At 56.4% G+C, this 26,078-nt stretch carries 21 protein-coding genes; 9 read left to right on the forward strand and 12 right to left on the reverse strand.

The features are described from left to right. The first annotated feature begins 62 nt into the window (after positions 1-62). Both ACQG1Y_RS20995 and ahr read left to right on the forward strand, forming a co-directional pair. Positions 63-566, forward strand: coding sequence for a GNAT family N-acetyltransferase (locus tag ACQG1Y_RS20995; RefSeq protein WP_017693907.1), 504 nt, complete (start codon positions 63-65; stop codon positions 564-566). Positions 567-649: 83 nt separating this feature from the next. Beyond that, on the forward strand, positions 650-1,669 hold the full coding sequence (gene ahr, locus ACQG1Y_RS21000; protein ID WP_017382725.1) for an NADPH-dependent aldehyde reductase Ahr: 1,020 nt from the start codon (positions 650-652) through the stop codon (positions 1,667-1,669). Between the two features lie 92 nt (positions 1,670-1,761). Here ahr and ACQG1Y_RS21005 read toward each other — a convergent pair whose 3' ends face one another. Beyond that, entirely contained in the window at positions 1,762-3,408 is a 1,647-nt protein-coding gene (locus tag ACQG1Y_RS21005; RefSeq protein ID WP_368740847.1) for a dihydroxyacetone kinase subunit DhaK, read from the reverse strand. A gap of 137 nt (positions 3,409-3,545) precedes the next feature. Between ACQG1Y_RS21005 and ACQG1Y_RS21010 the strand changes: the two genes are divergently transcribed. Next, entirely contained in the window at positions 3,546-5,048 is a 1,503-nt protein-coding gene (locus tag ACQG1Y_RS21010) for a helicase HerA-like C-terminal domain-containing protein (protein ID WP_040118157.1), read from the forward strand. Here ACQG1Y_RS21010 and ACQG1Y_RS21015 read toward each other — a convergent pair. Then, a complete protein-coding gene (locus ACQG1Y_RS21015; protein WP_368740849.1) occupies positions 5,028-5,969 on the reverse strand; it encodes a TIGR01212 family radical SAM protein in 942 nt (313 codons plus the stop codon). The two genes, ACQG1Y_RS21010 and ACQG1Y_RS21015, sit on opposite strands and share 21 nt — an antisense overlap. Before the next feature lie 687 nt (positions 5,970-6,656). Between ACQG1Y_RS21015 and gltB the strand changes: the two genes are divergently transcribed. The 4 genes from gltB (at position 6,657) to ACQG1Y_RS21035 (ending at position 15,265) form a co-directional block, all read left to right on the forward strand. Continuing rightward, on the forward strand, positions 6,657-11,117 hold the full coding sequence (gene gltB / locus ACQG1Y_RS21020) for a glutamate synthase large subunit (protein ID WP_368740846.1): 4,461 nt from the start codon (positions 6,657-6,659) through the stop codon (positions 11,115-11,117). Positions 11,118-11,126: 9 nt separating this feature from the next. Beyond that, positions 11,127-12,545: a glutamate synthase subunit GltD gene (gene gltD / locus ACQG1Y_RS21025; protein WP_017382721.1), complete on the forward strand. Its 1,419-nt coding sequence runs from the start codon at positions 11,127-11,129 to the stop codon at positions 12,543-12,545. Positions 12,546-12,732: 187 nt separating this feature from the next. Continuing rightward, positions 12,733-13,983, forward strand: a complete 1,251-nt coding sequence (gene codB, locus ACQG1Y_RS21030; protein WP_047733894.1) for a cytosine permease — start codon at positions 12,733-12,735, stop codon at positions 13,981-13,983. Continuing rightward, positions 13,973-15,265, forward strand: coding sequence for a cytosine deaminase (locus ACQG1Y_RS21035; protein WP_015571997.1), 1,293 nt, complete (start codon positions 13,973-13,975; stop codon positions 15,263-15,265). The genes codB and ACQG1Y_RS21035 overlap by 11 nt, the downstream gene beginning before the upstream one ends. Positions 15,266-15,354: 89 nt before the next feature. On the opposite strand, the gene nanQ is transcribed toward ACQG1Y_RS21035, so the two are convergent. The 10 genes from nanQ to zapE form a co-directional block, all read right to left on the reverse strand. After that, positions 15,355-15,822: an N-acetylneuraminate anomerase gene (gene nanQ, locus ACQG1Y_RS21040; protein WP_023295505.1), complete on the reverse strand. Its 468-nt coding sequence runs from the start codon at positions 15,820-15,822 to the stop codon at positions 15,355-15,357. Continuing rightward, entirely contained in the window at positions 15,822-16,694 is an 873-nt protein-coding gene (nanK, locus tag ACQG1Y_RS21045) for an N-acetylmannosamine kinase (RefSeq protein ID WP_015571999.1), read from the reverse strand. The genes nanQ and nanK overlap by 1 nt, the downstream gene beginning before the upstream one ends. A gap of 88 nt (positions 16,695-16,782) precedes the next feature. After that, a complete protein-coding gene (locus tag ACQG1Y_RS21050; RefSeq protein WP_015572000.1) occupies positions 16,783-18,273 on the reverse strand; it encodes an MFS transporter in 1,491 nt (496 codons plus the stop codon). Positions 18,274-18,335: 62 nt separating this feature from the next. Beyond that, the gene (gene nanA, locus ACQG1Y_RS21055) at positions 18,336-19,229 is read right to left on the reverse strand and encodes an N-acetylneuraminate lyase (RefSeq protein ID WP_047733892.1); all 894 of its coding nucleotides are present in this window, start codon (positions 19,227-19,229) and stop codon (positions 18,336-18,338) included. Between the two features lie 122 nt (positions 19,230-19,351). Continuing rightward, positions 19,352-20,134, reverse strand: a complete 783-nt coding sequence (gene nanR / locus ACQG1Y_RS21060; protein ID WP_017382717.1) for a transcriptional regulator NanR — start codon at positions 20,132-20,134, stop codon at positions 19,352-19,354. 102 nt (positions 20,135-20,236) lie between these two features. Beyond that, positions 20,237-20,734 (reverse strand): ClpXP protease specificity-enhancing factor, encoded by a 498-nt coding sequence (gene sspB / locus ACQG1Y_RS21065; RefSeq protein WP_026080566.1) that lies wholly within the window; start codon positions 20,732-20,734, stop codon positions 20,237-20,239. Between the two features lie 5 nt (positions 20,735-20,739). Further along, positions 20,740-21,378, reverse strand: coding sequence for a stringent starvation protein SspA (sspA, locus tag ACQG1Y_RS21070; protein WP_003860438.1), 639 nt, complete (start codon positions 21,376-21,378; stop codon positions 20,740-20,742). 307 nt (positions 21,379-21,685) lie between these two features. Continuing rightward, positions 21,686-22,078, reverse strand: a complete 393-nt coding sequence (gene rpsI, locus ACQG1Y_RS21075; protein WP_003860436.1) for a 30S ribosomal protein S9 — start codon at positions 22,076-22,078, stop codon at positions 21,686-21,688. Positions 22,079-22,093: 15 nt separating this feature from the next. Then, positions 22,094-22,522 (reverse strand): 50S ribosomal protein L13, encoded by a 429-nt coding sequence (rplM, locus tag ACQG1Y_RS21080; protein WP_003860434.1) that lies wholly within the window; start codon positions 22,520-22,522, stop codon positions 22,094-22,096. Between the two features lie 292 nt (positions 22,523-22,814). Beyond that, positions 22,815-23,939 carry a cell division protein ZapE gene (gene zapE / locus ACQG1Y_RS21085; RefSeq protein WP_015572004.1) on the reverse strand — a complete coding sequence of 375 codons (1,125 nt, stop codon included), beginning with the start codon at positions 23,937-23,939 and terminating at the stop codon, positions 22,815-22,817. Between the two features lie 189 nt (positions 23,940-24,128). On the opposite strand from zapE, the gene zapG reads away from it, so the two are divergent. Both zapG and degQ read left to right on the forward strand, forming a co-directional pair. After that, the gene (gene zapG, locus ACQG1Y_RS21090) at positions 24,129-24,527 is read left to right on the forward strand and encodes a Z-ring associated protein ZapG (RefSeq protein ID WP_003860432.1); all 399 of its coding nucleotides are present in this window, start codon (positions 24,129-24,131) and stop codon (positions 24,525-24,527) included. Between the two features lie 170 nt (positions 24,528-24,697). Further along, complete coding sequence (gene degQ / locus ACQG1Y_RS21095) at positions 24,698-26,065, forward strand: serine endoprotease DegQ (RefSeq protein ID WP_426737035.1); 1,368 nt, start codon at positions 24,698-24,700, stop codon at positions 26,063-26,065. Positions 26,066-26,078: the final 13 nt, after the last annotated feature.

The following is a 26,078-nucleotide window of genomic DNA, read 5'->3' on the forward strand; positions in this document are numbered from 1 at the left end:
ACTCCCCTTTCTGCGGTGCTATTAACAGCAGTTGTGTGTCAATTTTTGTCATGAGTAATGCTATGAGCGTGATTACCCCCGTCGCGACGACAATGCGTCGGATCACTGAGCAGGACAACCCGGCTATCGCCGCCGTTATCCGCACGGTTTCTGCCGAATATGGCCTGACCGCCGACAAAGGCTACACCGTGGCCGACCCAAATCTGGACGAACTTTTTCAGCTGTACAGCCAGCCGGGCCATGCCTACTGGGTCATCGAGCAGGACGGCCAGGTCGTGGGCGGCGGCGGCATTGCCCCACTGCTTTGCAGCGAGCCGGATATCTGTGAACTCCAGAAAATGTATTTCCTGCCAACGATACGCGGACAAGGCCTGGCGAAAAAGCTGGCGCTGGTCGCCCTGGAACATGCACGCTCACAGGGCTTTAAACGTTGCTACCTTGAAACCACCGCTTTCCTTAAAGAGGCCATTGGCCTGTATGAACATCTCGGCTTTGAGCATATTGATGCGCCACTGGGCTGCACGGGCCACGTGGACTGCGAAGTCAGGATGCTGAAAAATCTGTAAGTTTTGTTCCTGCCGTCTTCTGTTAAGCGTCTGTAAACTGAATGCTCTACACTCACAGTTCACACCAAAACAGGGGAAATGCGATGTCGAAGATAAAAAGCTACGCCGCACCGCAGGCGGGTGCAGAACTTGAGCTGTACGAGTACGATGCGGGCGAACTAAAAGCGGAAGACGTCGAAGTACAGGTTGATTACTGCGGGATCTGCCACTCAGATCTCTCGATGATCGACAATGAATGGGGCTTCTCCAGCTATCCGCTGGTGGCCGGGCACGAAGTCATTGGCCGCGTCGTGGCGCTCGGCAGCGCCGCGCAGGACAAAGGGCTGAAAGTGGGCCAGCGCGTGGGTATCGGCTGGACGGCACGCAGCTGCGGCCACTGCGACGCCTGTATCAGCGGCAATCAGATCAACTGCCTTGAGGGCGCAACGCCGACCATCCTGAACAAGGGCGGTTTCGCCGATAAGCTGCGCGCCGACTGGCAATGGGTTATCCCGCTGCCGGACAGCATTGATATCGAATCCGCAGGTCCGCTGCTGTGTGGCGGTATCACCGTCTTTAAACCGCTGCTGATGCATCACGTCACCGCCACCAGCCGCGTGGGCGTGATCGGGATTGGCGGTCTGGGCCATATCGCCATCAAGCTGCTGCACGCGATGGGCTGTGAAGTGACGGCGTTCAGCTCTAACCCGGCGAAAGAGCAGGAAGTGCTGGCGATGGGTGCGGATAAAGTGGTGAACAGTCGCGATCCCCAGGCGCTCACCGCTCTGGCAGGCCAGTTTGACCTGATCATCAACACCGTCAACGTCGATCTCGACTGGCAGCCGTACTTTGAAGCCCTGGCCTACGGCGGTAACTTCCACACCGTGGGTGCGGTGATGAAGCCGCTGCCGGTTCCGGCGTTTACCCTGATCGGCGGGGATCGCAGCGTGTCAGGCTCCGCGACCGGTACACCGTACGAGCTGCGCAAGCTGATGAAGTTTGCCGGACGCACAAAAGTGGCACCGACCACCGAACTGTATCCGATGTCAAAAATCAACGAAGCGATCCAGCACGTGCGCGACGGCAAAGCCCGCTACCGCGTGGTGTTGAAAGCGGATTTCTGATGTGAGATTGCCGGGGAATGTGTGGCCTGATGCCCTCACCCCAACCCTCTCCCACAGGGAGAGGGCGCAAACACTAAAAACGGTAACGGTTGTTACCGTTTTGCATCTACCATAGTCTTAAACACTTCCGCCACCGCGACCGCCCCCGGATCCATCACCCCGTCCAGATTCTCTTTATTCACGTACGACGAACGCCCCGCGCCAGCTTTCGCCATTTTCGCCGTTGCTTCAGCCCCTAGCTGCGCGGCCTGCGCTGCCGCCTGAATATTGCCTTTCTGTAACGCCTCCAGCGCCGGTTGCAGGGCATCGATCAGCGTACGATCGCCGAGATCTGCACCGCCATACTGCTTCATCTGCGCCAGTCCGCTCAGCAATGCTTCAGGTAGCGGCTGTCCATCGTGAAGCTTTTGTCCTGCCGCCGTGAAGAAGATCGACATCAACACCCCACTCGATCCGCCCATCACCGTTGCCAGCCGCTCCCCCACCAGCAGGAGTAATGTCGGCACGTCGTTAAGGGGCAGGTTGTTCTCCTCAAGTCGCTGCGCAATATCCCGCGCCCCTTGCGCAAAGGTGGAGCCCGTATCGCCATCGCCTACTTTGGCATCCAGCGCGTTAAGACGATTTTCCAGCTGGATCAATGTTTTCGTTACCGAGGCGACGGCCTCGCTCACCTGCGGATTGTCCGACGGGGTATATTCCACGCGATCATGAAGGGCGCTATGGGGGACGGTACGCAGGGGCGCGAACGCGACGGGCTTCTGCCAGCCCAGCGTCTCGACCTCGGCGTGAATCGCCTTCTCGAAGAAATCGTTGAGCTTTAACAGCGTTAGCGAAAAGCCTTTCATATCCAGCGCACTCACCAGCGGCGCCGGGCCAATCAGATACGCAATGTTCTCTTTCAACGCCGAATGCGCCAGCTCTTTGGTGAGCAGAGCCATCTCCAGCGCTGACACGCCGCCGAGGTTGTTGATCAGCACCGCAAAGCGCCCGTCACCCGCCTGGGCTTTTAGCGGCGTCACCAGCGTATCGATAATCGCTCTGCTGTTTTGCGTATCCACCACCGATGCCCCCGGCTCGCCGTGAATCCCCAGCCCCAGCTCCACGTGGCCTTGCCTGATGCGCCCTTCTTCATCATCGCTACCCGGCAGGTTACAGGTTTGCATCGCAACCCCCAGGCTCCAGAGGTTATCGCAGGCCTGTTGTGCAATATCCCGCACGTCGTTTAGCGATTTCCCCTGTTCTGCCGCATATCCCGCAATCTTATGCACCAGCGCCGTTCCCGCGATACCACGCGGCTGCTTGTTATCCGGTAGGGCGATATCATCCGCCACGATAACCATCTCGACCTTCAGGCCGTAGCGTTTGGCTTTTTCCGCCGCCAGGCCAAAGTTAAGCCGGTCACCGGTGTAGTTTTTCACAATCAGCAGGCAGCCACGATAGCCCGTCACCGCCACAATGGCATTGAGGACCGCATCCACGCTTGGGGAAGCGAACAGATCGCCACATACCGCTGCGGTAAGCATGCCTTTACCGACGAACCCGGCATGTGCCGGTTCATGGCCGGAGCCGCCACCGGAGATCACCGCCACGCGGCTTTTATCCCAGTCGCCGCGAGCCACCACGCGGATGGCCGGATCGATATCCAGTTTGACGAGATTACCGTGCGGCGCGGAGAGAAGTATGCCTTCAATGGCATCGTTGACAAGCTGTTTGCGGTCGTTAAAAAAGAATCTGGACATAGTTTCCCAAAATTTTGTTTACCGTATGCAAAAGCATAGTCCGCACTGGATAATGCGCCGCAAAGTGAGGAATTTACGCAGACATTTTGCCGTCAGGTTGCCTATACTCCACCCAGGACTACGAGAGGACGTGCATCATGAGTACACCATTGTTAATCGCCAGGACGCTGGAAAAAGAGCTGTTTTTACTGCCCGCGATGGCGAACCGTCATGGCCTGATCACCGGCGCGACCGGGACGGGGAAAACCGTTACCCTGCAAAAGCTGGCTGAGTCGTTGTCAGAGACTGGCGTGCCGGTTTTTATGGCTGACGTGAAGGGCGATTTAACCGGGGTGGCTCAGGAAGGCGCAGCGTCAGAAAAACTCCTCGAGCGCCTGAAAAATATCGGCATCACGGACTGGACGCCGCACGGTAATCCGGTGGTGGCCTGGGATATCTTCGGCGAAAAAGGCCATCCGGTGCGCGCCACCGTCTCCGACCTCGGCCCGCTGCTGCTGGCCCGTCTGCTTAACCTCAACGACGTGCAGTCCGGGGTACTGAACATTATCTTCCGTATCGCCGACGATCAGGGGCTACTGCTGCTCGACTTCAAAGATCTGCGCGCCATCACCCAGTACATTGGCGATAACGCCAAATCCTTCCAGAACCAGTACGGCAATATCAGCAGCGCCTCGGTGGGCGCCATTCAGCGCGGGCTCCTGACGCTGGAGCAACAGGGGGCCGAACACTTCTTCGGCGAGCCAATGCTGGATATCAAAGACTGGATGCGTACCGACAGCAGCGGCAAAGGCATCATCAACATTTTGAGCGCAGAGAAGCTCTACCAGATGCCGAAGCTTTACGCCGCCAGCCTGCTGTGGATGCTCTCTGAACTGTACGAACAACTGCCGGAAGCAGGCGATCTGGAAAAACCCAAACTGGTGTTCTTCTTTGACGAAGCGCACCTGTTGTTTAACGACGCGCCGCAGGTGCTGCTGGATAAAATTGAACAGGTTATCCGCCTGATCCGCTCCAAAGGCGTCGGGGTCTGGTTTGTGTCGCAAAACCCGTCGGATATTCCGGACAACGTACTGGGGCAGTTGGGTAACCGCGTGCAGCACGCCCTGCGCGCCTTTACGCCGAAAGATCAGAAAGCGGTGAAAGCCGCGGCGCAAACCATGCGCGCCAATCCGGCCTTTGATACCGAAACCGCCATTCAGGCGCTGGGTACCGGTGAAGCGCTGATTTCGTTCCTCGATGCAAAAGGCAGCCCGACAGTTGTCGAGCGTGCGATGGTGATTGCGCCCTGCTCGCGCATGGGGCCGGTAACGGACGATGAACGCAACGGCCTGATTAATCACTCCCCGGTGTACGGAAAGTACGAAGACGAAGTAGATCGCGAATCCGCGTTCGAAATGCTGCAAAAAGGGGTGCAGGCGACTGCCGAATCGCAGGATGCCCCTGCCGCAAAAGGGCAATCTGTTGCCGTGGACGACGGCATTCTCGGCGGGCTGAAAGATATTCTGTTCGGCAGCACCGGGCCACGCGGCGGCAAACGCGATGGCGTGGTTCAGACCATGGCAAAAAGCGCGACGCGTCAGATTACCAACCAGATAGTACGCGGCATGCTGGGAAGTCTGCTAGGCGGCCGTCGCCGGTAGCGGGGAAACCCACGGGCGGCCAAGCGCCGACCCCTGTACGCCGTTCTCCTGTAGATAGCGGTCGATTTCCAGCATCCCCGTCCAGCGGTTCTCACACCAGAGCGGTGCCAGAAGCGTTGGGCGGCGGGCGCTGGCCGAGATGCGGTGGTAAACAATCTCCGGAGGCGTGTGGCGAATCATCTCCCCCGCCGTCACCGTATAGTCGTCGAGTTCGATACCACTTAACCGCCCCGCTTCCCATGCTTTCGCCATTATGCTGCCCTTCACGATATGCAGCGGATGCAGCTTAATGCCATCCACGCCGGTCTCGACGACTTTTTCCAGCGTTTCCAGCCCGTGCTGCTGCCCTTCTCCTGGCAAGCCGACAATCAGATGCGAGCAGACTTTTAATCCACGCTCACGGGCGAGACGCGTGGTGCGCTGGTAGCAGGCGAACTCATGCCCGCGATTGATACGGTGCAGGGTTTTGTCATGCGCGGTCTGCAAGCCCAGCTCCAGCCAGATCTCGTAGCCCTTCTCTTTGTACTCACTAAGTAAATCCAGCACGGCCTCCGGCACGCAGTCCGGACGCGTCCCCACGCACAGCCCGACAATGTTCGCTTGAGCAACCGCCTGCTGATACATCGAGCGCAGCACCTGCACCTCAGCCCACGTGCTGGTGTAGGCCTGGAAATAGGCCAGATACTGCTTCGCGCGATTCACCAGACTCGCCTGATGGGCGAGCTGTTCAGCGATAGATTTATGCTGCTGGGCCTCGTCAGCAAACGAGGCCACGTTACAGAAAGTGCAGCCACCACGCCCGATGGTGCCATCGCGATTCGGGCAGCTAAAGCCGCCGTGCAGCGTCAGTTTGTGAACCTTTTGCCCATAGCGCTGCAAAAGATCCCCACCAAACATATTGACTAATTTTTGTAACTGCATAATCTGATAGACCGTCCCGAAGAAAGGGGACAAGCCTGCCATTTTTAGCCTCTGTCGGCGATGACCTGGATCAATCGCCCTGGACGGCCTTTATCTGTTTGAATAAATAATCACGATTACCGAGATTTCATTCACCCTGTACGTAATTACTTTTCCTTATGTTCTGATGGTTTTTTTCATTTATAGCGCCAGGACTGAAAAACAGTGATTTTATGCGGGTTTGAATGCAACACCAGATTAATATTCTGCTATAAATCTGCATTTCAGCACGCTGCATCGATAATACCGCTTTCATATAGTGAGTCAGATCACACTCCCCTGCACCTCCCCGGTGCTTTAAGTGGTTGTGAAAATAGTTAAATACATATTAAAAACAAAAAGATAACTACGCTTTAGCACATTTTTGTATAAATAAGATTGCCATTTGACCTGTGTACCAATTCCCGATAAGTTGGAAATCCGCTGGAAGCTTTCTGGATGAGCGGCCTGCTCATCATATTTATGCAGTAATTGAGATTCCCTCTGAAGCAAGTCCTCAAACTTGTTTACCTGCGCGAAAGGATGAAAAAGAGGGCGAATGCGAGGTCCGCGTATGAAACGCTAACCCCGTCGCCATGCTCTTTCTGCGCCTGTGCGCCACGGTAAAGTTCAGTGGGAAGCCCGACGAGCCTGGGGAGGTTCACTGATATGTTGTACGATAAATCCCTTGAGAAGGATAACTGTGGTTTCGGCCTGATCGCCCACATAGAAGGCGAACCTAGCCACAAGGTAGTGCGTACTGCTATTCACGCACTGGCCCGTATGCAGCACCGTGGCGCCATCCTTGCCGATGGTAAAACCGGCGACGGTTGCGGCCTGCTGCTGCAAAAACCGGATCGTTTCTTCCGTATCGTAGCGGAAGAGCGCGGCTGGCGTTTAGCCAAAAACTACGCTGTCGGTATGCTGTTCCTGAATCAGGATCCTGAAAAAGCTGCCGCCTCACGCCGCATCGTTGAAGAAGAACTTCAGCGTGAAACCCTGTCGATCGTCGGCTGGCGCGATGTGCCAACCAACGAAGGGGTGCTCGGTGAAATCGCCCTCTCCTCGCTGCCTCGTATTGAACAGATTTTTGTCAACGCGCCTGCGGGCTGGCGTCCGCGTGATATGGAACGCCGTCTGTTTATCGCCCGCCGCCGCATTGAAAAACGTCTTCAGGATGATAAAGAGTTCTACGTCTGTAGCCTCTCTAACCTTGTGAACATCTATAAAGGTCTGTGTATGCCGGCTGACCTGCCGCGCTTCTACCTGGACCTGGCGGACCTGCGTCTGGAATCGGCCATTTGCCTGTTCCACCAGCGCTTCTCCACCAACACCGTTCCACGCTGGCCGCTGGCGCAGCCGTTCCGCTACCTGGCGCATAACGGCGAGATCAACACCATCACCGGCAACCGCCAGTGGGCCCGCGCCCGTACCTATAAATTCCAGACGCCGCTGATCCCGGACCTGCACGATGCCGCGCCGTTCGTGAACGAAACCGGCTCGGACTCCAGCTCCATGGATAACATGCTGGAACTGCTGCTGGCGGGCGGGATGGACATCGTGCGCGCCATGCGTCTGCTCGTGCCACCGGCCTGGCAGAACAACCCGGATATGGACCCTGAGCTGCGCGCGTTCTTCGACTTTAACTCCATGCACATGGAGCCGTGGGACGGCCCGGCGGGCATCGTTATGTCCGACGGTCGTTTTGCCGCCTGTAACCTGGACCGTAATGGTCTGCGTCCGGCGCGCTACGTTATTACCAAAGACAAGCTCATCACCTGTGCCTCTGAAGTCGGGATCTGGGATTACCAGCCAGACGAAGTGGTCGAGAAAGGCCGCGTCGGACCGGGCGAGCTGATGGTGATCGACACCCGCGGTGGGCGTATTCTGCATTCCGCCGAAACAGACAACGATCTGAAGAGCCGCCATCCGTACAAAGAGTGGATGGAGAAAAACGTGCGTCGTCTGGTGCCGTTTGAAGATCTGTCGGACGAAGAAGTGGGCAGCCGCGAGCTGGACGATGACACCCTCGCGAGCTTCCAGAAGCAGTTTAACTACAGCGCGGAAGAGCTGGACTCGGTTATCCGCGTGCTCGGTGAAAACGGCCAGGAAGCGGTCGGCTCAATGGGTGACGATACCCCGTTTGCCGTGCTCTCCAGCCAGCCACGCATTATTTATGACTACTTCCGTCAGCAGTTTGCGCAGGTCACTAACCCGCCAATCGATCCGCTGCGCGAAGCCCACGTCATGTCGCTGGCCACCAGCATCGGCCGTGAGATGAACGTCTTCTGTGAAGCTGAAGGCCAGGCGCACCGTCTGACCTTTAAATCACCGATCCTGCTGTACTCCGATTTCAAACAGCTCACCACCATGACCGAGGAGCACTATCGCGCCGACACGCTCGATATCACCTTCGACGTGACCGAAACGAGCCTCGAAGAGACGGTGAACGCGCTGTGCGATAAAGCCGAGCAGATGGTGCGTAACGGCACCGTTCTGCTGGTGCTGTCTGACCGCAACATCGCGAAAAACCGTCTGCCGGTGCCTGCACCCATGGCGGTGGGGGCTATCCAGACGCGTCTGGTGGACAAGAGCCTGCGCTGCGATGCCAACATCATCGTTGAAACCGCGAGCGCGCGCGACCCGCACCACTTTGCGGTGCTGTTAGGCTTTGGCGCCACGGCAATCTACCCGTATCTGGCCTACGAAACGCTGGCCCGCCTGGTAGATACCCGCGCGATCGACAAAGACTATCGCGCCGTGATGCTGAACTACCGTAACGGCATCAACAAAGGTCTGTACAAAATCATGTCCAAAATGGGCATTTCGACCATCGCCTCTTACCGCTGCTCGAAGCTGTTTGAAGCGGTCGGCCTGCATGACGACGTCGCCAACCTCTGCTTCCAGGGCGTGATCAGCCGTATCGGCGGCGCCGGTTTTGCTGACTTCCAGCAGGATCTGGTGAACCTGTCGAAACGCGCCTGGCTGGCACGTAAGCCTCTGGAACAGGGCGGCCTGCTGAAATATGTCCACGGGGGTGAGTATCACGCTTATAACCCGGACGTGGTGCGCACGCTGCAACAGGCGGTGCAGAGCGGCGAGTACAGCGATTATCAGCAGTATGCAGAGCTGGTGAATAACCGTCCGGCAGCGACGCTGCGCGATCTCATTGCCCTCAATCCGGGTGATGAAGCGGTCAGCATTGACGAGGTTGAACCCGCGTCTGAGCTGTTCAAACGTTTCGACACCGCGGCGATGTCTATCGGCGCGCTGAGCCCGGAAGCGCACGAAGCGCTGGCGGAAGCCATGAACAGCATCGGCGGCAACTCCAACTCCGGGGAAGGCGGTGAAGATCCGGCCCGCTACGGCACCAATAAAGTGTCCCGTATTAAGCAGGTGGCGTCTGGTCGCTTTGGCGTAACGCCTGCGTACCTGGTTAACGCCGACGTGATTCAGATTAAAGTCGCGCAGGGTGCGAAACCGGGTGAAGGCGGTCAGCTGCCGGGTGATAAAGTCACCCCATACATCGCTAAGCTTCGCTATTCAGTGCCGGGCGTGACGCTGATCTCCCCGCCGCCGCACCACGATATCTACTCTATCGAGGATCTGGCGCAGCTGATTTTCGACCTGAAACAGGTCAACCCGAAAGCGATGATCTCCGTGAAGCTGGTTTCCGAACCGGGCGTTGGCACCATTGCCACCGGTGTGGCGAAAGCTTATGCGGATCTGATCACCATCGCCGGTTACGACGGCGGCACCGGCGCAAGCCCGCTCTCCTCCGTGAAATACGCGGGTTGTCCGTGGGAGCTCGGCCTGGTGGAAACCCAGCAGGCGCTGGTCGCTAACGGCCTGCGTCACAAGATCCGTTTGCAGGTGGACGGCGGACTGAAAACCGGCCTCGACATCATCAAAGCGGCGATTCTGGGAGCGGAAAGCTTCGGCTTTGGTACCGGCCCAATGGTTGCGCTCGGCTGTAAATACCTGCGTATTTGCCACCTGAACAACTGTGCAACGGGCGTTGCTACCCAGGACGAAAAGCTGCGTAAAAATCACTACCACGGCCTGCCGTTCAAAGTGACCAACTACTTTGACTTCATCGCCCGTGAAACCCGCGAGCTGATGGCGCAGCTGGGCGTGAAGCGTCTGGTAGACCTGATTGGCCGTACCGACCTGCTGAAAGAGCTTGAGGGCTTCACGGCCAAGCAGCAGAAGCTGGAGCTGTCTAAGCTGCTGGAAACCGCTCAGCCGCATCCTGGCAAAGCGGTTTACTGTACCGAGAACAACCCGCCGTTCGACAACGGCGTGCTGAACGCACAGCTGCTGCAACAGGCGAAGCCGTATGTGGATGAGAAGCAGAGCAAAACGTTCTGGTTTGATATCCGCAACACCGACCGTTCCGTGGGTGCGTCCCTCTCCGGTTACATCGCGCAAACGCACGGTGACCAGGGTCTGGCGTCGGATCCGATTACCGCGCACTTCAGCGGTACCGCGGGTCAGAGCTTCGGCGTGTGGAACGCAGGCGGGGTTGAGTTATACCTGACCGGCGATGCCAACGACTACGTCGGAAAAGGTATGGCGGGCGGTCTGCTGGCGGTGCGCCCTCCGGTTGGTTCAGCCTTCCGCAGCCATGAAGCGAGCATCATCGGCAATACCTGTCTGTACGGCGCAACTGGCGGTCGTCTGTTTGCCGCGGGCCGTGCGGGCGAACGTTTTGCGGTGCGTAACTCCGGCGCCATCACCGTGGTGGAAGGCATCGGCGATAACGGCTGTGAATACATGACGGGCGGAATTGTGTGCGTCCTGGGTAAAACCGGCGTGAACTTTGGCGCGGGCATGACGGGCGGTTTTGCCTACGTCCTGGATGAAGACGGTGAGTTCCGCAAACGTGTGAACCCGGAGCTGGTGGAAGTGCTGGACGTTGATACGCTGGCCATCCACGAAGAACACCTGCGCGGTTTAATTACCGAACACGTGCAGCATACCGGTTCTTCGCGCGGCGAAGAGCTCCTGGCCAACTGGCCGGCGTTCTCTGCGAAATTCGCGCTGGTGAAGCCGAAGTCCAGCGATGTTAAAGCCCTGTTGGGTCACCGTAGTCGTAGCGCAGCAGAGCTGCGCGTGCAGGCGCAGTAAGGAATTCAGATGAGCCAGAACGTTTACCAGTTTATCGACCTTCAGCGTGTTGATCCGCCAAAGAAACCGCTGAAGATCCGTAAAATTGAATTTGTTGAAATCTATGAGCCGTTTTCAGAAGGCCAGGCCAAAGCACAGGCAGACCGCTGCCTGTCCTGCGGTAACCCTTACTGCGAATGGAAGTGTCCGGTCCATAACTACATCCCGAACTGGCTGAAGCTGGCCAACGAAGGGCGTATTTTTGAAGCCGCCGAGCTGTCTCATCAGACCAACACCCTGCCGGAAGTGTGCGGCCGCGTATGCCCTCAGGATCGTCTGTGTGAAGGCTCCTGTACGCTGAACGACGAGTTTGGCGCGGTAACCATCGGCAACATCGAACGCTATATCAACGATAAAGCGTTCGAGATGGGCTGGCGCCCGGATATGACCGGTGTGCGTCAAACCGACAAGCGCGTAGCGATTATCGGCGCGGGCCCGGCAGGCCTGGCCTGTGCGGACGTGCTGACCCGTAACGGCGTGAAGGCGGTGGTCTTTGATCGCCACCCGGAGATTGGCGGCCTGCTGACCTTCGGTATCCCGGCCTTCAAGCTGGAGAAAGAGGTGATGACCCGCCGCCGCGAAATCTTCACCGGCATGGGCATTGAGTTCAAACTCAACACCGAAGTGGGCCGCGACGTGCAGCTCGACGACCTGCTGAAAGATTACGACGCCGTGTTCCTGGGCGTAGGCACTTATCAGTCCATGCGCGGTGGTCTGGAGAACGAAGATGCGCCAGGCGTGTACGACGCGCTGCCGTTCCTGATTGCGAATACCAAACAGCTAATGGGCTACGGCGAGACCGCCGATGAGCCGTTCGTCAGCATGGAAGGCAAACGCGTGGTGGTGCTGGGCGGCGGTGATACCGCGATGGACTGCGTGCGTACCTCCATTCGCCAGAATGCGGCGCATGTCATCTGTGCCTACCGTCGTGACGAAGAGAACATGCCGGGCTCTAAGCGCGAAGTGAAAAACGCACGTGAAGAGGGCGTCGAGTTCCAGTTCAACATCCAGCCTCTGGGTATTGAAGTGAATGCCAACGGTAAAGTGAGCGGCGTGAAGATGGCGCGCACGGAGATGGGTGCGCCAGATGCGAAAGGCCGTCGTCGCGCGGAGATCGTGGCCGGTTCTGAACACGTGATCCCGGCTGACGCCGTGGTGATGGCGTTTGGTTTTCGTCCTCACAGCATGGAGTGGCTGGCGAAGCACAGCGTAGAGCTGGACTCTCAAGGCCGCATCATTGCGCCAGAAGGCAGCGATAACGCGTTCCAGACCAGCAACCCGAAAATCTTCGCCGGTGGCGACATCGTTCGCGGCTCTGACCTGGTGGTCACGGCGATTGCTGAAGGCCGTAAAGCGGCTGACGGGATCATGAACTTCCTGGAAGTGTAAGCCCCTCTGACTCCCCGGCAGAAGCATAAAGCGGAACGCTGGGGAGCCTGTTTTCAGTAGCCTACCCTTAAGTTAATGGTGCCTTTTTAAGCAAAAAAGCAGCGTAAATCCCGACGTAAACGTTTGCTTTCATGAAAAAAATGTATATTATGCGGCGGATTTTTTGGCCAAAATTCAAGGAGGCGTTGTGTCGCAAGATAACAATTATAGCCAGGGCCCCGTCCCTCTGGCGGCGCGGAAAGGCGTGGTTCCACTCACTTTTGTGATGTTAGGGCTAACGTTTTTTTCCGCCAGCATGTGGACCGGAGGCACGCTCGGTACCGGTCTTTCCTATAATGATTTCTTCCTTGCAGTTCTCTTCGGCAATCTCCTCCTCGGTATTTACACTGCTTTTCTTGGCTACATTGGCGCAAAAACCGGCCTCTCAACCCATCTTCTTGCGCGTTACTCTTTCGGTATAAAAGGTTCCTGGCTTCCCTCCATGCTTTTAGGCGGTACGCAGGTAGGATGGTTTGGCGTCGGCGTAGCGATGTTTGCCATCCCGGTGAGTAAAGCCACGGGCATCGACGTGAACATCCTGATTGCGGTTTCCGGCCTGTTGATGACGTTAACCATTTTTTTTGGCATCTCGGCACTGACGATTTTATCCATCATCGCCGTACCCGCTATCGTCATCCTGGGTAGCTATTCCGTCTGGCTGGCGGTGGACGGCGTGGGAGGATTGGACCACCTCAAATCCATTGTGCCGCAGACGCCGCTCAACTTTTCCAGCGCGCTGGCGCTGGTCGTAGGCTCGTTTATCAGCGCAGGCACGCTGACCGCCGACTTCGTCCGCTTTGGCCGCAATGCCAAAGGTGCCGTTCTGGTGGCGATGGTGGCATTTTTCCTTGGCAACTCGCTGATGTTTATCTTCGGTGCGGCAGGCGCTGCCGCCGTAGGACAGGCCGATATTTCTGACGTGATGATCGCCCAGGGACTGCTGCTGCCGGCCATTGTCGTTCTTGGCCTGAATATCTGGACCACCAATGACAACGCGCTGTACGCCTCTGGTTTGGGTTTCGCCAATATTACTGGCCTTTCCAGCCGTACGCTGTCGGTGGTTAATGGCATTATCGGTACGCTGTGCGCGCTGTGGCTATACAACAACTTCGTTGGCTGGCTCACCTTTTTGTCGGCAGCGATTCCGCCGATTGGCGGGGTGATTATCGCCGACTACCTGATTAATCGCCGCCGCTATGCCAGCTTCGACCACGCAAAATTTGTGTCCGTTAACTGGATTGCCATTTTCTCGGCCGCCCTGGGTGTTGCTGCCGGGCACTACATTCCGGGAATTGTCCCCGTTAACGCAGTATTGGGTGGCGTCTTCAGCTATTTGGTGTTAAACCCATTCGCCAAACGTACCCTTGCTAATCCTTCGGAGGTTTCCCATGCAGAATAATTCCCTCACTATCCGTCAGGCCCGTTTGCAGGGGCAAGAGGGTTTATGGCAAATCACGATTGAGGATGGACGCTTCAGCCGTATCGATCCTCAGGAAACCGCCTCTGCGCCAGTCGGTCAGGTGCTGGACGCCGAATGCGGGCTGGTTATCCCTCCTTTCATCGAGCCGCATATCCATCTGGATACAACGCAAACGGCGGGTGAACCGAACTGGAACCAGTCCGGCACGCTTTTCGAGGGAATCGAGCGCTGGGCCGAACGCAAGGCGATGCTTACCCACGAAGACGTTAAAACTCGCGCGATGCAGACCCTGAAGTGGCAAATCGCCAACGGCATTCAGTACGTACGTACACACGTTGACGTCTCGGACCCCACCCTTACGGCACTGAAAGCCATGCTGGAGGTGAAGCAGGAAGTCGCCCCGTGGGTCGATATGCAAATTGTGGCATTCCCGCAGGAAGGCATTCTTTCTTATCCGAACGGTGAAGAACTGCTTGAGGAAGCCGTGCGTTTAGGGGCGGATGTCATCGGCGCAATCCCCCACTTTGAATTTACGCGTGAATATGGCGTTGAGTCGCTGCATAAAACGTTTTCCCTGGCCAGAAAGTACGACCGACTGATCGATGTCCACTGTGATGAAATTGATGATGAACAATCGCGCTTCGTTGAAACCGTTGCCGCACTGGCACATCGTGACGGAATGGGTTCACGCGTGACCGCCAGCCATACCACGGCGATGCACTCCTATAATGGCGCGTATACGTCCCGACTGTTCCGCCTGTTAAAAATGTCAGGCATTAACTTCGTGGCAAACCCGCTGGTTAACACGCATTTGCAGGGCCGTTTCGATACCTATCCCAAACGCCGAGGCATCACACGCGTCAAAGAAATGCTGGAAGCGGAGATCAACGTCTGCTTTGGTCATGACGACGTTTTCGATCCGTGGTATCCGCTGGGAACCGCGAATATGCTTCAGGTTCTGCATATGGGGCTGCACGTTTGCCAACTGATGGGTTACGGGCAAATAAATGATGGGCTTAACCTGATCACTACCCACAGCGCGAAAACGCTCGATTTGCAGGACTATGGCGTGCGCGTTGGGAATACAGCAAACCTGGTGATTCTCCCGGCAGAGAATGGGTTTGATGCAGTTCGTCGCCAGACGCCGGCACGATACTCTGTTCGCCACGGCAAGGTGATTGCCGAGACGGTGCCCAGCCAGACAACCTTGCACCTGACGCAGCCGGAAGCGGTGACGTTTAAGCGCCAGAATATCGAATAACATTGCCGGATGGCGGCTGCGCCTTATCCGGCCTGCAAATTACGTTATGCCCGCAGGCCTGATAAGCGAAGCGCCATCAGGCCTATAAACTACGTATCCAGCAAGCGGGCGCGTACCTTCACCACGACTTTCTTTATCTCGCCTGGCTCAAGGATTGCGCATCCTGGCTTATGTGGCTCTCCCGGCATAAATACGGCGCACATCCCCGGCCGGAGGGTGACACACTGTTCACCTGCAATCTCACTGCACAACTGATAATCTTCTTCAGGATGAAAATCTTCACGCTGGCGTGCCGAGCCCGTCACGCCAAAGAGGATGCGCTCTTCTCCCGTCAATAACACCTGGATATCAATATATTGCTCATGCAGTTCCGCTTTCTTCTGGTCTGGAAACTGCGTGGCAAACGTCATCACGTTCATGAAGATATCCTCACCGCGAAGCTCATAACGTCCTGCCGCTTTTTCCAGCGGACGGGCAGCCAGCGCGAGGGTTAGCGCCTCCAGAAGAACGGGATGCAACCCCGTGGAGGGAAGCGTCCGAATCTCACCAAAAAACATCATCTTTCTCCCTGAGCTAACAGCGCCGCGCCCAGTAAGCCCGCATCGTGTCGATAGTGCGCGGCGGTTAATTCAACGTGATAAACAGAAGGATGCTCCTCAAGATACGCGCGGACCCGCGCCAGATACCCTCCTGCCAGCCCGATGCTGCCGCCAATCACCACGCGCTGGCAGTCCATCACCGCTTTCGTGTCGGCAATAAGCCGCGCCAGTACCTGTGCAGAACGTTGGACCAGTTCCGCCGCCTGTTTATTTCCCTCTGCCGCGCGCGCAAAAATCGTTTTTGCATCGCATCCTGCAAGCTCTCCCCTGGCTGCGGCGGCAATACCGCGACCAGACGCGATGGCTTCCACGCACCCCACGCGACCACAGCCGCATTGCGGGCCGTTTGGATCGGCGAGCGTATGCCCAAGATGCCCTGCCAGTCCGCCGCTTCCGGTCACGAGTTTCCCGTTACTGACTACGCCGCCCCCCACGCCCGTTGAAACAGTCAGGAATACCATGTCTTTAATTTCCTTCGCACTAACGTGATATTCCGCCCATGCCGCAGCCTGAGCATCATTGATCGCCAGGGTCGGCAAACCAGCAATGTCTTCGAGCGTCTGCACCAGCGGAAAATGGTGCAATCCTCCGAGATTTTGCGGGTTAATCGCCAGCAGATTGCCGTCCTGAATGATTCCGGTTGAGGCAATGGCCGCACGCGTTGCCTGGGTCTGTAACGGCTTGACCAGCTCAGCCAGCGCCTCACGCAGCGCGTCAGGCGTCTTACTGGCGGGCGTAGGGCATTCGCGTCGCGCGTGGATCTGTAAACCGTCATCCACCAGGGCGGCGGCAAGTTTAGTTCCACCTATGTCTATCGCCAGTGTCGTCATAGCACCGCCCCGCTCGGAAATGTTTTTATCCCGTTGTGACATACTTCATCCCTTACGAATGTGCCCGGTACAGGTCCGGGCAAGCGGATTAACTTTTGCTTTTCGCTAAAGCGCTTTTATCGCCGCCAAACGGGACGGCTCCGCTGAAAGGTTTACCGTCAATAGCGTCATGCGTACGCAGGGCTTCTGGCCTGATCCAGCGCTGAACGCGGGAGGGCATATCCAGACCAATAAGCAAGATCACCACAAACGTCAGGCCAAAGGAGAGCGATCCCAGGGCCGTGCCCAGCGCCATATCCTGCGACAGCAGCGCGCCAATCACCGGGGCAATCGCGCCGCCCAACGCGCCAACGTTGTAGGTAAAGCCCAGACCCGCCGCACGCTGGTCGGTATCGAAATAGCCGCCGATGAGTTTGGGTAAGATCCCGGAGATCCCCTGCCCCAGCATCTGCTGGAAAAAGAGTAACAAGCCCAACACCCAGACATTGGCGCCGCCGATCGCAAAGACGGGAACAATCAGGAGCTGTGAGGCCAACAGGCTACAGACATAGGCCTTGCGGGTGCCAAGCCAGTCACCGAGAAAACCACCCACGCAGCAGCCTACTGCCGCGCCGAAGCCGCTAAAGAACAGCACCTTCGCCACCGTTGAGGGATCATAGGCCAGGTCGGTTTTCAGATAAGTGGGTAATAGCGCCTGAATCGGCCAGGAGTAGAGAAAGGCGAAGAGCACGACAACCATCAACGTGACGCCCGTCGGCCAGCGTTTACCGCTGCTTTGCACCATAAAGCTGATAAAGACGATGGCGCAAAGCAGGCCGAGAATAACGACCAGCCCCGCGTTGTTGAGTTCGCCTGCAAAACAGAACCACAGCGCCGTACCGGCAAACAGCGTCATCGCCATATTGATGACGCGGTATTTGCCGCGATACAGAATATCAACCATGGTGCGCACCGGGGCTTTGCCTTCGTGCTTCGCTTTCCAGTCCTCAGCTTCCGGAATATTTTTCCGCAGCCACAGGGCAAAGACGATGGGCAGAATGCCGATAAAGAACAGCGCCCGCCAGCCCCAGACGGGCACGACAAGGCTGTAGACCTGGGCCGCAACCACGGCGCCGACGGAGAAACCGGAAATCAGAAAACCACTCGCCTTGTTGCGCAGGTGCTTTGGCCAGCTTTCAATTACATAGGTTGCGCTGGAGCCATATTCCCCCGCCATCCCCATGCCTATCACCATGCGGGCGATAAACAGGGTGACGTAACCCGGCGCAAAACCGCAGGCCAGCGTACCGCAGGAAAAGAGCACGATGCTGGTGATCATCGCCAGCTTGCGGCCATAGCGGTCGCCCATGGCGCCCAGCAGCAGGCCGCCGAACCAGCGCGATATAAAGGCCGCCGAAATCAGGCTCGCCGCTTCCACTGTCGTCAGGGCAAACTCGCTTTTTATTTCTGTCAGGACTAAGGCTATCAATACAAAATCGAAGCCATCAAGCAGATATCCCAGCCAGGCGGCGGAGAAGGCGCGCCACTGAGGACGGGTAAGATGGCGGTACCACGGGATGCTTTGGGTAGACTTACTCATTTCACTCTCCCGACGATTTCTCTGTCGTTTTGCCGGATGGCGGCTGCGCCCCCGGCGATGTGTTAGCGTTTTTCCGCCATTAGCTGCTCCGCCAGCGCTTTCAGCGCTGGCACGAATTTTTCATCCACAGGGGCAAACGGCTTACGGCACAGCGGCCCGGATACCACGTCCATATAGTGCAGAACCGTTTTCAGACCACGGAACACCCCGGCTTTAATCAGCAGATCGATCACCGTGTTGCATTCGCTTTGCAGGCGCTGTGCGGTGGCGTTATCCCCTTCACGAACCGCTTTAGCGATCGCCTGGTAGCGCCAGCCCATAATGTTGTAGGTGCTGCCGATCCCCCCGTCCGCGCCGGCCAGCAGGCCGGAGGCGAAGATCTCGTCATAGCCGTTGTAGAGCACCAGATCCGGATGTTCACGACGGATCTGCTCCATCTGGAAGAGATCGCCGGAGGTTTGCTTCAGCGCGCCGACGCCAGGCAGCGTTACCAGCGTGTTGATCTGATCCAGCGTTAACTTAACGCCGCTTAGCGCAGGGATGTTATAAACCACCATCGGCAACCCCTCCGCGGAGTCAATAATTGCACGGTAATGATCGCAATGTTCTTCAAAGCTAAAGGGATAGTAAAACGGTGTGACGGCGGACACAGCGTCAAAACCGACGCGGGCGGCGGCCATGGCTAACTGCTGGCTTTCCGCCGTGCTGACGCAGCCAACATGGGCGATGAGCGTGATTTTCCCCTTCGCCTCTTCCGCCACAATCTCCATCACCTGCTCTCGTTCCGAAAGGCTCTGTACAAAGGCCTCTCCCGTTGAACCGCCGACGTACAGCCCATCGATACCCTGTTCAATATTGAACCGCACCAGACGGCGCAGGCTTTCTTTATCCAGCATCTGCTCAGAGTTAAACGGGGTCAGGAGTGCGGCCATTACGCCGCGTAATTGCGTTGCCATAGTTACCTCAATCGATCGTGTGTTTATTATAACGACATACCTTTATACCTGTTATACCAGATCAATTAAGCAGCAGTAGAATACAGAACGCTTATATTGCGATCTGCTTCACTAAAGGATCGTTATTTTTTGGCTTTTGAATGCTGGCCGAAAGCGTGCCAGGTGGCGGAGACGCTGTTAAGGTGAGTTTGCAACGCCCGATCCGCTTCATCGGGATCGCGGCGGCGGATCGCATCCACAATTGCGATATGCTGGCGATAGCTGACTTCATTATGCTGATAAAGCTCTGCGTCCGGCACTTTAGGACGCGCCGCAATTAACCAGTCAAGCAGCGCAACGTGGATCGCATTGAAGATCGGATTGCCGGGGATCTCCGCCAGCACGCGGTGAAAATCGACATCGGAACGAATAAATAGCGTGTTGTCATCCAGGGACTGGCTGTTGATCTCCAGGGCTTTTGTGAGCTGCGCAATCTGATCGTCAGTGGCATATTCTGCGGCATAACGAACAAGGCTGGATTCAAAGAACAGGCGAAGCTGCTCGAAATGGGCAATACCGCCGGGCTGGGTCAGAAAGTCTTTCGCCATTCCCGACAATTCACTGATGATGGTATCGGCAGACGGCATGGTTACGCGGGCACGTTCACCGTTGTTAATCTGCACCAGCCCTTTACGCTTTAGCGCCGCCAGCGCTTCGCGCACCGAGGGGCGACCCACGTTGAAGAACTCCATCAGTTCGCGCTCGGAGGGTAACTGCTCTCCCTGGGCAAATTCCTTCCGACGGATCATCTGCTCCAGCTCTTCTTCCACCATATCAGACAGTTTTTTGCGCGCCAGCGGCCGACGGCGCAGGCTGCGACCAATGGTTTCATCAGAGTTTTCAGCTTTAAGATCAGTCGGTTTCATTGCAGTCCGGTGCCATTGAAGGAAAACAGTTCATCATAACACAGGAAATTAGAGGGGGCGAAAAGGGACCGAAAGCAAAACAGGCCCGTCGGGCCTGTTTGTTTATTTCACAACGCGCAGTGCGGGACGACCACCGCGTGGTGGTGGCTCGTCATCCGGATCGGTGTCGTCATTATGATCGGGTTTATCGCCATCGATGACAGACATTACCGTGTCGCTTTCGCGTTCATCGGATGCCTCATCATCATTCAGGCTGGCAACCTCTTCATCATAAGCCGCTTCCGGCTCAAACATGGTGCCCGCACCGTTTTCACGGGCGTAGATAGCCAGCACAGCTGCCAGCGGCACGGAAACCTGACGCGGCACGCCGCCGAAGCGCGCATTAAAGCGCACTTCGTCGTTCGCCAGCTCCAGGTTACCCACTGCGCGTGGCGCAATATTCAGTACAATCTGTCCGTCGCGCGCGTATTCCATTGGAACCAGCACGCCCGGCAACGTCACATCCACAACCAGGTGCGGCGTGAGCTGGTTATCCAGCAGCCATTCATAGAAGGCGCGCAGCAGATACGGACGGCGTGGTGAAAGTTGTGACATTTCCACAGTCATTAGCCTCGGCCGAGACGCATTTCACGTTCCGGTTCAGTTAAAGATGCCAGGAAAGAGTCGCGTTCAAAGACGCGAGTCATATAGCCTTTCAGCTCTTTCGCGCCAGGGCCGCTGAACTCTACGCCCAGGGTTGGCAGACGCCACAGCAACGGAGCCAGGTAGCAATCCACCAGGCTGAACTCGTCGCTCAGGAAGAAAGGCTTTTGACCAAAGACTGGCGCGATTGCCAGCAGCTCTTCACGCAGCTGTTTACGTGCAGCATCCGCTTCAGAAGAGGAACCGTTGACGATAACGTTCATCAGCGAGTACCAGTCTTTCTCGATACGCTGCATGTACAGGCGGCTTTCACCACGCGCAACAGGATAAACAGGCATCAGCGGCGGATGCGGGAAACGCTCATCCAGGTATTCCATAATGATACGGGATTCCCACAGGGTCAGCTCGCGATCCACCAGCGTCGGTACGCTTTGGCTCGGGTTGAGATCGATCAGATCCTGAGGCGGGTTATCCTTTTCCACATGCTCGATCTCAAAACTGACACCCTTCTCGGCCAGCACGATACGAACCTGATGGCTATAAATGTCAGTAGGACCAGAAAACAGCGTCATTACCGAACGTTTGTTGGCAGCGACAGCCATGAAAACCTCCAGGTATATTCAGAATTTTTACTGCTACCAGCCCAACGGGGCCAGCCAGATGATGTATCGCCCATCCCAGAGAAGACACATTGTTCAAGAATCGAACAAAAATCGAGTATTCACCGATATTTGGGCAGAAAATTGGATGATAGTTTACCAGATTTTGATGGCTTTGTGGTGAGGGGATTCCGGAAATGTGGAAAAAGAGAAGATATATGAAATGTTACTGTGGATAACCTGCGCATTATCCATAAAAAAACCCGCCGAAGCGGGTTTTTCGCCAATCGTTCTGCGTAAGCAGAATGGATTAACGTTTGGAGAACTGTGGACGACGACGTGCTTTACGCAGACCCACTTTCTTACGTTCAACCTGACGAGCGTCACGAGTAACGAAGCCAGCTTTACGCAGTTCAGAACGCAGGGATTCGTCGTACTCCATCAGCGCGCGGGTGATACCGTGACGGATCGCACCTGCCTGACCGGAGATACCACCACCTTTAACGGTGATGTACAGATCCAGTTTTTCTACCATATCAACCAGTTCCAGCGGCTGGCGAACTACCATGCGGGCAGTTTCGCGACCGAAGTATTGTTCCAGAGAACGCTGGTTGATTACGATTTTACCACTGCCCGGTTTGATGAAAACGCGAGCTGCGGAACTTTTGCGGCGACCAGTGCCGTAGTATTGATTTTCAGCCATTGCCTATAATCCCGATTAGATGTCAAGAACTTGCGGTTGCTGTGCCGCGTGGTTGTGCTCGTTGCCTGCGTAAACTTTCAGTTTACGGAACATAGCACGACCCAGCGGGCCTTTTGGCAGCATGCCTTTAACCGCGATTTCAATCACACGCTCAGGACGGCGGGCAATCATCTCTTCAAAGGTCGCTTCTTTGATACCACCGATGTGGCCGGTGTGGTGGTAGTACATTTTGTCAGTACGCTTGTTGCCGGTAACAGCAACTTTGTCAGCGTTCAGAACGATGATGTAATCACCGGTATCAACGTGCGGAGTGTATTCCGCTTTATGCTTACCGCGCAGGCGACGAGCCAGTTCAGTAGCCAGACGGCCCAGAGTTTTACCGGTCGCGTCAACAACATACCAGTCGCGCTGTACGGTTTCTGGTTTAGCTGTAAAAGTTTTCATTAAAAGCTTACCCAAATAATAAGTTACACGTTGGTGAACACCCAAACGTTTAGTCAGTTGAGGTTCACACGACAAAGTCCGGCAAACCTACCCCTTCGAATAGCACATGCCGACACATAGAAAGTTTCGGGAAAAAAACCTTCTCGTAACGTGGGGTCGCAAGATTATAGAGAAGTTGAGGTCAAAGATCGACCCTTAAATGTGATTTGGAATGGGTTTTTCGGGGTCAGGTATTGTGCGGTCTGGTGCCCTCACCCCCAGCCCCTCTCCCACGGGGAGAGGGGAGCATTTATTACGGCATATGCTCACGCTTGAGGTACTCTTCGCTCTGCATCTCTTGCAGGCGCGACAGGCAGCGCTGGAACTCAAACTTCAGGCGCTCGCCCTGATAAACCTCATATAAAGGCACCTCGGCGCTGACCACCAGCTTAACGTGGCGCTCGTAAAACTCATCTACCAGCGCGATGAAGCGGCGCGCTTCGCTCTCCATGAGTGGGGTCATAACGGGCACATCCCACAACATAACGGTATGGAACAGACGCGAAAGTGCAATGTAGTCATGCTGGCTGCGGGCGTCCACGCAGAGCGTTGCAAACGAGACGGCCAGCGTCTGGTTTTCTACGCCAAGCGTCGGCAACGGACGATGATTAATCTCCAGCGCTGGCGCGTTACCCCGCGGCGCGCCCGCCAGCGCCAGCCACAGTTTATCCATCTCGCGGGCTGTGTCGGCGTTCAATGGCGAAAGCCACAGGTGTGCCTGCGTTAATGTGCGCAGACGATAATCGACGCCGGCATCGACGTTCATGATGTCGCAGTGCTGTTTGATAGCATCAATGGCCGGCAGGAAACGTGCCCGCTGGAGACCATTGCGATAAAGCTCATCCGGCGGGATATTGGAGGTCGCCACCAGAGTGATCCCACGCGCAAACAGCGCTTTCATGAGGCCCCCCAGCAGCATGGCATCCGTAATATCGGAAACAAAGAACTCGTCGAAGCAGAGCACGTCCGTTTCCGCCTTAAAGCGATCGGCCACAATGTCCAGCGGGTCGGTTTCGCCCTGGAGCGCCGTCAGCTCTTCATGGACCCGCAGCATAAAACGGTGAAAGTGCAGGCGCTGCTTACGCGTGCCGGGCAGGCTCTGGTAGAACATGTCCATCAGCCAGGTCTTACCCCGCCCAACGCCGCCCCACATATATAAGCCACGAACCGGTGCGTTTACCGTGGGCTCTTTTTTGCCCAGTAAACGGCCGAATGCCGCCTTCAGCCCACTGCTCTGCACCGCATCGGCGGGTTTCGCCAGAAGTTCCTGATAAATCGTGTCCAGGCGGTTAACCGCTTCACGCTGGACATCATCCGGCTGGTGTGTGCCCTCGCTCAGGGCCAGTTGGTAACGCGATGAAGGGGACAGGTTTTGCATGATGTTGTTGTTATTCCTTTAGTTAAACCTCACCAGCGCGCGTGGCTGATGAAAAAAAGGCCGTTCTACACTACGCGATGATACGTCAGGATTCCACTTCTGCGGAAATAGCGGTTATAGTGGCATAATCAGGCACAGGCAGGAGCCGAGCCAACACCCTACGGAACAACAAGACAACGGGAGAAGTTCATGACCTGGGAATATGCGCTAATCGGTTTAGTCGTCGGCATCATCATTGGTGCTGTGGCCATGCGTTTCGGTAACCGCAAATTGCGTCAGCAGCAGTCACTGCAATACGAACTGGAAAAGAACAAAGCTGAACTGGAAGAATATCGCGAAGAGCTGGTCAGCCACTTTGCCCGTAGCGCTGAGCTGCTGGACAACATGGCGACAGATTATCGCCAGCTCTACCAGCACATGGCGAAAAGCTCCAGCAGCCTGCTGCCGGAAATGACCGCGGAAACCAACCCCTTCCGCAATCGTCTGGCTGATTCTGAAGCCGGTAACGATCAGGCTCCGGTTCAGATGCCACGCGACTATTCAGACGGCGCGTCCGGCCTGCTGCGCGGTGGCGTAAAACGCGATTAATCGCACAACCTGAATAAATTTTACGGGCGTACCTTATGCGCCCGTCCTTTCTTCCCGTCCCCAGCTATTATTTAGTCAAACACCTCATTGTTCAGCGGTTGAAAATTCAATAACATCAAGATGTTTTTGGGGCCGTTCTTTTTCATTCCAGGATACGAGAGTCAGCATCAATGAAGAAAAAAAACCAGCTGTTGAGCGCCTTAGCGTTAAGTGTCGGGTTATCTCTCTCGGCGTCCTTCCCCGCCAGTGCGGCACTGCCTTCGCAGGTGCCTGGACAAGAAGCCATTCCCAGCCTTGCGCCGATGCTTGAAAAAGTCCTGCCTGCGGTAGTCAGCGTTCAGGTGGAAGGGACGGCACGCCAAAGCCAGCGTATTCCTGAAGAGCTGAAGAAATATTTTGGCGAAGACGCGCCGGATCAGCAGGCTCAGCCGTTTGAAGGCCTGGGCTCAGGGGTGATTATCGACGCGGCTAAGGGCTATATCCTGACCAATAACCACGTGATCAGCCAGGCCGATAAAATCAGCGTTCAGCTGAACTATGGTCGGGAGTTTGACGCCAAACTGATCGGCGGTGACGATCAGAGTGATATCGCCCTGCTACAGGTGCAAAACCCCAGCAACCTGACCCAGATCGCCATTGCAGATTCCGATAAGCTGCGCGTCGGTGATTTTGCCGTCGCGGTCGGTAACCCGTTCGGTTTAGGCCAGACCGCCACCTCCGGGATTGTCTCCGCCCTGGGGCGCAGCGGCCTGAATCTCGAAGGGCTGGAAAACTTCATCCAGACCGATGCCTCCATCAACCGGGGCAACTCCGGCGGTGCGCTGCTTAATCTGAACGGTGAGCTGATCGGCATCAACACCGCTATCCTCGCGCCAGGCGGCGGTAGCATCGGGATTGGTTTTGCCATTCCGAGTAACATGGCGAAAACCCTGTCTCAACAGCTGATTCAGTTTGGCGAGGTTAAGCGCGGTCTGCTGGGCATCAAAGGCATGGAGATGAGCGCCGATATCGCCAAAGCCTTTAAGCTCAACGTCCAGCGCGGGGCGTTTGTCAGCGAAGTGCTTCCCAACTCAGGCTCTGCGAAAGCGGGCGTGAAATCCGGCGACATTATTGTCAGCCTGAACGATAAACCGCTGAGCAGCTTCGCTGAATTACGATCACGTATTGCCACCACGGAGCCGGGCGCTAAAGTGAAGCTGGGCCTGATCCGTGAGGGCAAACCGCTGACCGTGGAAGTGACGCTGGACAAGAGCACCTCCTCTTCCGCCAGCGCAGAACAGATCTCCCCTGCTCTACAGGGCGCTACGCTGAGCGACGGTCAGCTTAAAAACGGCACGAAAGGCATTACCGTCACTACCGTTGAGAAGAGCAGCCCGGCCGCGCAGGCAGGTTTACATCAGGACGACGTGATCGTGGGCGTGAACCGCACTCGCGTGCAGTCTATTGCCGAAATGCGTAAGGTGCTGGAGAGTAAACCGGCGGTCATTGCCCTGCAAATTATCCGAGGCAACGACACCCTCTACATTTTACTGCGTTAACCATTTGCGACTC

This window comes from Enterobacter cloacae complex sp. 397G4 (assembly GCF_050031515.1).
Taxonomy (GTDB): Bacteria; Pseudomonadota; Gammaproteobacteria; order Enterobacterales; family Enterobacteriaceae; genus Enterobacter; species Enterobacter hormaechei_C.

Bases quoted from the DNA above. Each gene is read 5' to 3' on its own strand.
- sspA (WP_003860438.1), bottom strand. From the start codon at position 21,378: ATGGCTGTCGCTGCCAACAAACGTTCGGTAATGACGCTGTTTTCTGGT.
- zapE (WP_015572004.1), bottom strand. From the start codon at position 23,939: ATGCAAAACCTGTCCCCTTCATCGCGTTACCAACTGGCCCTGAGCGAG.
- degQ (WP_426737035.1), top strand. From the start codon at position 24,698: ATGAAGAAAAAAAACCAGCTGTTGAGCGCCTTAGCGTTAAGTGTCGGG.
- ACQG1Y_RS21005 (WP_368740847.1), bottom strand. From the start codon at position 3,408: ATGTCCAGATTCTTTTTTAACGACCGCAAACAGCTTGTCAACGATGCC.
- ACQG1Y_RS21035 (WP_015571997.1), top strand. From the start codon at position 13,973: ATGCAGAATAATTCCCTCACTATCCGTCAGGCCCGTTTGCAGGGGCAA.
- nanA (WP_047733892.1), bottom strand. From the start codon at position 19,229: ATGGCAACGCAATTACGCGGCGTAATGGCCGCACTCCTGACCCCGTTT.
- ACQG1Y_RS20995 (WP_017693907.1), top strand. From the start codon at position 63: ATGAGCGTGATTACCCCCGTCGCGACGACAATGCGTCGGATCACTGAG.
- nanQ (WP_023295505.1), bottom strand. From the start codon at position 15,822: ATGTTTTTTGGTGAGATTCGGACGCTTCCCTCCACGGGGTTGCATCCC.
- nanR (WP_017382717.1), bottom strand. From the start codon at position 20,134: ATGAAACCGACTGATCTTAAAGCTGAAAACTCTGATGAAACCATTGGT.
- nanK (WP_015571999.1), bottom strand. From the start codon at position 16,694: ATGACGACACTGGCGATAGACATAGGTGGAACTAAACTTGCCGCCGCC.
- rpsI (WP_003860436.1), bottom strand. From the start codon at position 22,078: ATGGCTGAAAATCAATACTACGGCACTGGTCGCCGCAAAAGTTCCGCA.
- ahr (WP_017382725.1), top strand. From the start codon at position 650: ATGTCGAAGATAAAAAGCTACGCCGCACCGCAGGCGGGTGCAGAACTT.
- ACQG1Y_RS21015 (WP_368740849.1), bottom strand. From the start codon at position 5,969: ATGCAGTTACAAAAATTAGTCAATATGTTTGGTGGGGATCTTTTGCAG.
- ACQG1Y_RS21050 (WP_015572000.1), bottom strand. From the start codon at position 18,273: ATGAGTAAGTCTACCCAAAGCATCCCGTGGTACCGCCATCTTACCCGT.
- gltB (WP_368740846.1), top strand. From the start codon at position 6,657: ATGTTGTACGATAAATCCCTTGAGAAGGATAACTGTGGTTTCGGCCTG.
- rplM (WP_003860434.1), bottom strand. From the start codon at position 22,522: ATGAAAACTTTTACAGCTAAACCAGAAACCGTACAGCGCGACTGGTAT.
- ACQG1Y_RS21010 (WP_040118157.1), top strand. From the start codon at position 3,546: ATGAGTACACCATTGTTAATCGCCAGGACGCTGGAAAAAGAGCTGTTT.
- zapG (WP_003860432.1), top strand. From the start codon at position 24,129: ATGACCTGGGAATATGCGCTAATCGGTTTAGTCGTCGGCATCATCATT.
- gltD (WP_017382721.1), top strand. From the start codon at position 11,127: ATGAGCCAGAACGTTTACCAGTTTATCGACCTTCAGCGTGTTGATCCG.